This window comes from Nonomuraea sp. NPDC050733 (genome assembly GCF_040654215.1).
GTDB lineage: Bacteria > Actinomycetota > Actinomycetes > Streptosporangiales > Streptosporangiaceae > Nonomuraea.
In genome coordinates, this window is sequence record NZ_JBFAHO010000070.1 from 17,125 (window position 1) to 24,857 (window position 7,733).

Genomic DNA, 7,733 nt, shown 5'->3' on the forward strand with positions numbered 1-7,733 from the left:
GCAGTGGGCCAGGCCGGTGGATACCGGGGGGCCGACCCGGGCGATGGATGCCGGGCCATTCTTTTATCTCGATCGAGATAGATTCTCTCTTCTTTTTCCTCTTCTTTTCGTCATCTTCGGGGGGTTGCATAGCGGAAGTGAGCTGCGAGGAGAAGGTTGCACCACGAGGCCCTCTCAGCGCAGGGTAGCCATTTTGGCTCGCAGAGGCTATCTCTGCCACGCAGAGAAGCATTGAAAGTAGAGTAATGGGTGGAACTAGGAAGCGTGCTATCCATCTTTTTTCCATAGACGTACTGCTCCTCGCGACACGTCGCTGCACGAGGTGCGGATTCAGACCCAGTAGGCCACCGGCGTCGCGGCGGACGGCGTGTGCGGTCCGTGCTGCTGCGAGTCGGATTGATGTGGTGCGCGGCCCTCCGGTGCTTCCTGGGTAGCCGGAATCCGTCTGGAAGGCGCGGGTGGTAGGTGGCCGCCGCCCATCTGAGGAGTGCAGGATGGTCAGGTTGGAGGGGATGGCGACCTAGATGGTTGGTGCCTCGTACTCCCGGCGCGGATCTGGCCCGAGGCGGCCTCGACAAATGCCAGGAGCGCGAGCTGTGAGCGCTCTGCCTGCTCGGCTCGCGCGGCCTCATCCGCAGCGCGGTGGATGGAAGTGGTGACCTCCAACGCCTCCGACGCGAGCCGACTTAGCTCAGCGTCCGGATTGAGCAGCCGCAGCCTGAACAACGCGGCCTTGGCGTTCGCACGCTCGTCCAGCGACTCATCCCGGGCGCTGATGTACCTTGAGCCGTCCGGGTCGTCCCGCTTGCGATACCAACGGGCGCTCTGGCTGGCTCGGTACGAGGTGATGGCACCGGCGAATGCACTGTAGGCGGCTAACTGTTCTTGCCAGAGCCGCTCATCGCGGGCCTCTAATCGCGCCTGCTTCGCGGCGCGCGCCTGGAAGACGTAGGTGGCTGTGGCCCCCAGGAGCGTGCCGACGACAGCGATGAGGCTTGTGATCGCACTCTGCATCCCGTCAGTTGAGCACACTCCAGGTAATCCCAGGAGGGGCCTTTTATGTGGCTGTTCGTCCGCGATGCTCGCGCGGACGGGCTCTCCGGTGCGACAGACGAGACGCGGGCTACCGAGAGGGCTTTCGGCGGTTTCCGCCCAGAATCCGACCGAGTGCACGCCAACGTGCCCAGCCGGCAGCATGCAGGCATCGTCGTCACTCCGCAAGGACCCGGCCGCGCCACGACGCAGCAGGAAGGGAACCACACCTCCGCCCGATCGAACTCGTACGGCCTGAGCGGGCGTTCGCTCCTACCACACCGTCCACCTGGAGTGCCGTGCTGAGCGCCGTGTCCGCCACTCCAAGGCGTGCGGATCAGCTCGTGTCGCGGGCATGATCGGGGTCGTCGCGGTGACGTTCGGGTGCTGGTCGATGGGCTTCTGAGCGATTGCGTTGGTGGACTCGATCAGCTCCTGTCCGGGAAGTATCTCGACGGGCGGCGTCGTGACCGCGATGTTCAAGGTGTTCGACCCGTACGGCCTGCTCGGCCTCACGCTGGTGCTCTGGCAGCATGGCGCGTCGTTCGATCTCGCGCGTGACCGCTTCAAGGTCACAAGAGATCCGCTTATGGCCTTGGCGTGAGCGTTCTGTACGGGCCTCAACTGTCTGCCGATCGAGCTGCCGGGCCCGCTCATGCCTTTGCTCCCAGGTGCGCTCGAGTTCGGCAGCCTGGCGCTTGAGGTGCGGCCACAGCGTGGCCGCTGGTGCCTCAGCGGCGGCTTGTTGGGCCGTCTCTCGGGCCGTGGCCTGGGCGTTGGTTTCTGCCTTTCTACGTGCGTCCAGTTGTGCCTGTTGCCGCCGAAGGCCAGCGAGCTCGGTTTCCAGTGCGGCTCGTCTGGCTCGGGAAGATGGCCGCAGGCGTCCCACCGTCGGCAGCTCTTGCTGTATCTGCTCGGCGCGGGCCTGCATGTCTGCGCTCTGTCGACGGAGGTCATCGTCTCGCCGGATCAGCTCATCGGCGTGCTGGCGCGCGTGTTCAGCGGCCGCGATCCGGCGGAGCTGCTGGGACAGCTCGTGGTGACGGCGTTCCAAGTCGCGCACGGCCGGACCGCCATGGGTGTCGTATCGGGTCAGGTCTTCTTCGGCTGCTCGGATCGCGCTTGCCAGTTCCTGCTGGCGCGTGGTGAGGCCAGCCCTGCGGGCGGCGAGCTCGGTGTCGGTGAGTAGGCCAAGACCGCCCGTTCGGGCGGCCAACTCCGCGGCGAGCTCTTCGCGCCGCCGGCGAGCGACTTGGCGGTCTCGGACTTCCTGTTCGATCTGGCGTCGCGGATCTGGAAGCGCCTCCCGGCGGGCGATCTCCTCCTGCACCGCGGCCAGCTCATGGCCGAGGACCTCCTGAGCATCTCGGGCGGCCACAGCCGTGTGTTCGGCAGCGCGGACATCGGCAGCTCGGCCACGGCTGACGATCGCCTGCCAGTTCTCTTGCATCTGGCGGTGCTGATGCCTGATCAACGACCACACCGATCGGGGCGGGGCCTGCTCGACGGCGTGCGCGTCACGCCGGCGCTGCTCATCGCCGCTCGTCTGGGCCTCCTCGAGCGTCAACCTGAGCGCGCGCAACCGGTCGAGCGCGGCGGCTGCGGCCTCGATCTGGGTGACCTGGCGAGCGACCTCGTCACGTTTGGCGATGAGTTCACGTTCGGCCGGCCCGCCACCGTGCTCGGCATGGCGACGTACCCGCCTTTCGGCGTCGGCCAGCCGCCCGGCCTCTGACACGGCCTCGTCGGTGAGCTGCGCGGCGCGCGCAGCCAGTTCCGCGTCACCGAGTAACCCAACGCGATAAGGGCTGGCGGACAAGGCGAGCAACGCACTGGCGCGGCGCATCTCCTCCAGCGCGCCCGAGTGCCGCCGTGCATCCTGATCGCGGTCGTCGTCATCGGCTGGGCCACCCCGCGTCGATGCCTCGGCCGTGGCCTCAACCGTGGCGGCTCCCAGCTCATTCAGGAACCGCGCTGGGTCGTGCTCAACGGGCGGTGACGCGATAAGCGAAGCGGCCGTAGCAAGGCCTTTGCCCATGCCGGCAAGGGCCTGACGAGCGGCCGTCCAGGCCGCCTCATGCTCGACGGACGTGCCCGGACGGAGCTGGTCAGGGGGGAGGGGGGCGTCGAACGCCTCGCCGTAGGCGGCCACCACACCGGCGCGCACGATCCACTCCTGACGCAGGAGCGGATCGTCGGGGACCTCGCCAAGCCGTTCCACGGCCCAGCGGGGAGGCGCGTCGGCAGCGCGGCGGCCCAGTTCCTCGGTGCGCCGGTCCATCTGCTCGGCGAGCTGGACCGCGAAGCGGCGCAGCTCACCGTCGTCAATGCGGGGAGTGCGTTCGCTCCAGCGCCATCGCAGCGGGATCCCGGCGATGGTGTCGTCGACGGTCTTGACGACTGCTGGATCGGTGGGCATCAGCCGCCGGAGGCGATAGTGCAGCACCTGGGCCACCGATTCGGCGCCGTCGAAGCTTCTCCAGCGCACCGCCTGGCGGATCAGCTCGATGCTGTCGCGGCCGGCTTGGGCGGCCCGCTCCAAGATGGCATACAGCGCGCCGCGCGCGGGATCGGCCAGCAGCCTGGTGTGGAGTTCAGGAGTGAGCTCAGCGGCGAGGACTTGGTCATGGTTGCGCCGGGTGGCGGTGCGGACGACGTCGGCCCAGATCGCCAGCAAGTGGGCCATGTGGGTGACGCGCTCGCTCTCGCCGCGTAGCGCCTCGATCGCCGCCGGGGTGGCGTCGTCGCGGTCCAGGATGTCGGCCAGTACCGTGTTGGCCTTCCGCGTCGGCGCTCCGGGCGCGGGATCGGGTCCGGCCAGTTGCTCGGCGGCCTGGCTGCCTTGGCGAAGGTCAGCCGCGGAGAGCACACCGACGTCGACGTAGGCGACGTTGGCAAGGCGGCCGCGGGTCATCATCACGTACAGCATCTGGTGGCTGACCCGGCTGTCGACCAGCGCGCGGGCGGAGTCCACGGTGCGGCCCTGCGCGGCATGCACCGTGGAGGCGTAGCCGAGCTCCAGGTGCTTGCTCACATAGTCTGCCGGGATGTGAACGTGTTGGGTCGGATCCCCGTCGGGACGGGCCCGGGTGACCATGTGCGCGATCAGCCCGCCGTCCTGAAGCACCTTGTGGACGACGAGCGCATCTCGGTTGGACAGGCGCCGCCAGGTCCCGGCCACGTTGATCTTCCTGCTGTTGGCGCGGGCCACCACCAGATCACCGAGCCCGGCGGTGTTGCCGTCATGCAGCGTGAGACCCTCGGAAGCGATCTGTCCTGCCCGCACCAGCTCGGCGCGGACACGAGCCGACAGCTCGCTGGCGTCGGCGTTGGACGGGGCCAGCAGCAGGGCATGTTTGCCGGCTGCCCGATCAGCCAGATAGTCGGCGATCAGCCGGCCGGTCACCTGCTCGCGATCGCCTTCGATGATGCGGCCGTGCTCGTCGTACTCCTCCAGCACCGAGGCGTCGGAGTCGCGCAGCTTCAGGGATGCGGCGCGTTCCCACTGCGCGCGCATCCGCTCCACCACGGTCAGCGCGTAGGAGCCCGCGTCGGCGGCCAGGACACGCATCAACCCGCCCGCTTCCGGTGCCGACAGCTGGTGAGTGTCACCAGCCCAGACCACCTTGGCGGCAGCCTTGGCCGCGACCTTCTGGATGGCGGCAAGGTCGGTGGTGGACACCATGGATGCCTCGTCCACCACGATCAGCGAGCCCGGCTGGATGGTGAGCTTCCCGGCCCTGGCCAGCATGAGGAATCGGGCAATGTTGAACGCTCGCTCGAATCCTTCCTCAGCGAGCACGTAGCTGGCGTTGGTCGACAGCGTCAAGCCGATCGCCCCGGCGCCTCGAAGGTCTCGCCACAGCCCGGTCAGCTGCGCCAACGTGTAGCTCTTGCCGGATCCGGCCGGCCCTTCGAAGACATCCACGGCCCGCCCGCTGGAGGCGATGCCGGCGATCGCTGCCGCCTGGTCCTCGCGCAGCCCGCGGTCACCGCCCGGGCTGCGGCGGCGTGTGTCCAGCCAGGCCTCGACCTGCGCCGAGGGGATCGCAGGGGCGGTGCGCTGGCGGGCACTGGTGAGCAGCGCTTCTTCAACGGCGAGCTGGTCATCGGTGGTGAAGCGCTGGGCGCAGGGCGCCTCGTACATGCTGGAGCCATCAGCCCGGCGAAACTGTGCGGGCGCCTCGGCCAGCTCGGGCAGGTTGAGCAGCCGCACCCCGAGTTCTTCGCTGGTGAGGGCCTGTTCGGTCAGCTCCTCCAGTAGCTGTCGTACCGCTCCCGGCTGTAGTCCGCCCAGTGCACTGGGAAGGTGCCGATTGATCGCCCGCATCACCTCAAAGCGGGAGAACACGGCTTTCGCGCGCTGTACCTCGGTCACGGAGGCCGCGAGCACATGCCGAATCTGCTCGTCGACAGCCTCTTCGCTCTCATCGTCGAGCATGCCGTGCGGCCCTTCGCCGCGGCCTACCGGCTGGTCCTGCTGCTCGACACCGCGGCGCTGGAGCACCCGCTGGGACAGCCGGGCCGCTCGGGCATCTGCTCGTATCTGCGCGTCATCCGCAGCGAGGCCCAGCACCCGATCAGGAACCTCGGCCAGCGTTCCGGATTCCAGACGGTTGGACTGGGCCACCCATTGATCCAGCTCAGCGGCATGCGTGGGCGCGATCCCCTTGCTCTTGCGCCGCTTGGTCGCCTTAGTCGCGTACTGAGCCATGGAAAACAGGGCCCGCGCTGAGGGCTGTCTGCCATGACGCGCCACAAACTCGCGACGAAGCTGTTCGAGCAGCCCGGACACCTCGACCCGGCGGGAGGAGAACTCGCTGATCAGGTCATCGGCGATGCCGTCGACCTCCAGGCCGTGCCCATCCTCACGAACCCGTGCGCGGATCGGGAGGTGGCGCAGCAACTCTTCCCACATCACCCGCTCGGCCAGCGCGCCGGCCGCCGGCCTGACTGCATGGATGGCCCGGCTATCAAGCGTCCGCCACTTGCCGTCGCTGTCACACGGCACCCGGTTCAGCACGGGGTTATGGACGTGTAGCTGGGGATCGCCGTTGCGGGAGGTGTGCTGCCGGAAGGAGGCCACCACCCAGCGCGGGGCGTCCACCCACCTGCCGCTGCTTCTGCCCTCCACCGTGACGCTGTGCTTACCGGCGCGGCTCACCCCGCACACGTCCTGGTAGTACTCCAGCATCGCCGCGTTGCCGGCCATGACCGCGTCCCATACCTGAGCGGCCTGGCCCTGTAGCCGCTGTGCTTGCTCGTGCTGGCCTGCGCGGCGCTCAGCCGCAGCGCGTGCCAGCAACCCGGCGTGTAACAGCGTGATGCTCTTGGGCGGGCTGAAGGTCAGGTCCAGGAAGTAGACGGGTTTCCGACCGCTTTCCTCGGAATAGCGTGCCGGCCGCGCTCCCAGCCGCGGCTTGTCGACATCCCGCATGGTCGGGTCACCGAACGCGGGATCTCGGGGATCAGCGAAGGTCCGATACAGGCGTTCGAACGCCTCCGGATCCACTGGTTGGCCCACAGTGAAGCCGAGCTCGGCGCACGCCCTGCCGCTCCACACACCGGGCGGCTCTCCACGCTCATCGTCACCAACGGATGACAGATAGTAGTTCTCGGCGCCTCGTCCCACCTGCCGGGTCAGATACCCGGGGTCGTAGCCCAGGCCGATGCTCAGCACCGGAAACGGTCACCTCCGACGTGCAGGAGTACCGAAATCAAGATCGTTCAGCGTGCACATGTGGGCGAAGACTGGAACAACCGAGGACGAAACAAGATCAGCTTTCGGTCAGACTTTACCAACATCATTCAAAGATGCCTAGGTGTGAAGCCCTGGATCGCGGCTTGTTGATCTTGGGCTTCACACCTAGGCTCCCTCGTTTTAAGCAGCCGGGCCGGGTGGGCCCGGCTGTGTCCGGAGCGTGGAGCGACAGGGGGGCGAGAGGAGTTGGTCGGGGGTTCGGAGGAGCGATCAACGACGAGCGCGCCGATGAGGTGATCGGGGAGGCCCGATCACCTCATCGGCGCGCTGGGAGTGGTGTCACTCTCCGAGCGAGATCACCAGCGACTCCCAGGCGGCGATGCCGCCGGTGAGCGAGAGATGGATCGAGACCTCGTGGGTGAGGAACACGGCCGCCACCTCTGCTGCGGCGAAGCACGCCGTGACGGCGAGGTGGGTGCGCTTGCGGGCGACCACGTAGCGTCGGACCGCTTTGGCGATCACGATCCACGGGAGGGCCTTGTGGCTGCGAGGGCCGCTGGTGCCGAGGTTCTGGGGGGTGAGCATGGGCTGAGCTCCTTTCGCCTGTCGGAGCCCCCGGTGGGGCGTCCGCTCCGTGTTCCGGTGAGGACGGACGCGCAGGACGAGGAGCGAAGCGCAATTTGCCCGATCAAGATGTTTTGCGCCAGCAAAAGATCTTGATCGGGCTGGTTGCGCGTAGCGATCGGCATGCGAGGCTGGCCGATCTGGAACACATCGCGGACGCCCCACCGGGGGCGGCCGGCCGGTGGAGGCGCCACGCTCACGCCCGATGAGCGGATCAGCACAGGAGCCGAACGGAGGGCCTGGGGGAGCGATCCTCGCCCACCGCCGTGGGCGAGTGGTGGGGCGGGCCGGCGGCGGCCCCCCCAGCAAGCCACGAGAAACGGAGCACCAAAACAGAGTCCCTAACCCAACACGGCGGCTCCATGGAGGGCGCGCG

At 67.9% G+C, this 7,733-nt stretch carries 3 protein-coding genes; all 3 read right to left on the minus strand.

The window, feature by feature from the left end:
- Nucleotides 1–498: 498 nt before the first annotated feature.
- The 3 genes from AB0H64_RS43785 to AB0H64_RS43795 all read right to left on the minus strand — a co-directional run bounded on the left by AB0H64_RS43785 (nucleotide 499) and on the right by AB0H64_RS43795 (nucleotide 7,318).
- Nucleotides 499–1,014 (minus strand): hypothetical protein, encoded by a 516-nt coding sequence (locus tag AB0H64_RS43785; RefSeq protein ID WP_357637544.1) that lies wholly within the window; start codon nucleotides 1,012–1,014, stop codon nucleotides 499–501.
- A 355-nt stretch (nucleotides 1,015–1,369) separates the two neighbouring features.
- On the minus strand, nucleotides 1,370–6,712 hold the full coding sequence (gene mobF, locus AB0H64_RS43790; RefSeq protein ID WP_357637546.1) for a MobF family relaxase: 5,343 nt from the start codon (nucleotides 6,710–6,712) through the stop codon (nucleotides 1,370–1,372).
- Nucleotides 6,713–7,072: 360 nt separating this feature from the next.
- The gene (locus AB0H64_RS43795) at nucleotides 7,073–7,318 is read right to left on the minus strand and encodes a hypothetical protein (RefSeq protein ID WP_357637548.1); all 246 of its coding nucleotides are present in this window, start codon (nucleotides 7,316–7,318) and stop codon (nucleotides 7,073–7,075) included.
- Nucleotides 7,319–7,733: the final 415 nt, after the last annotated feature.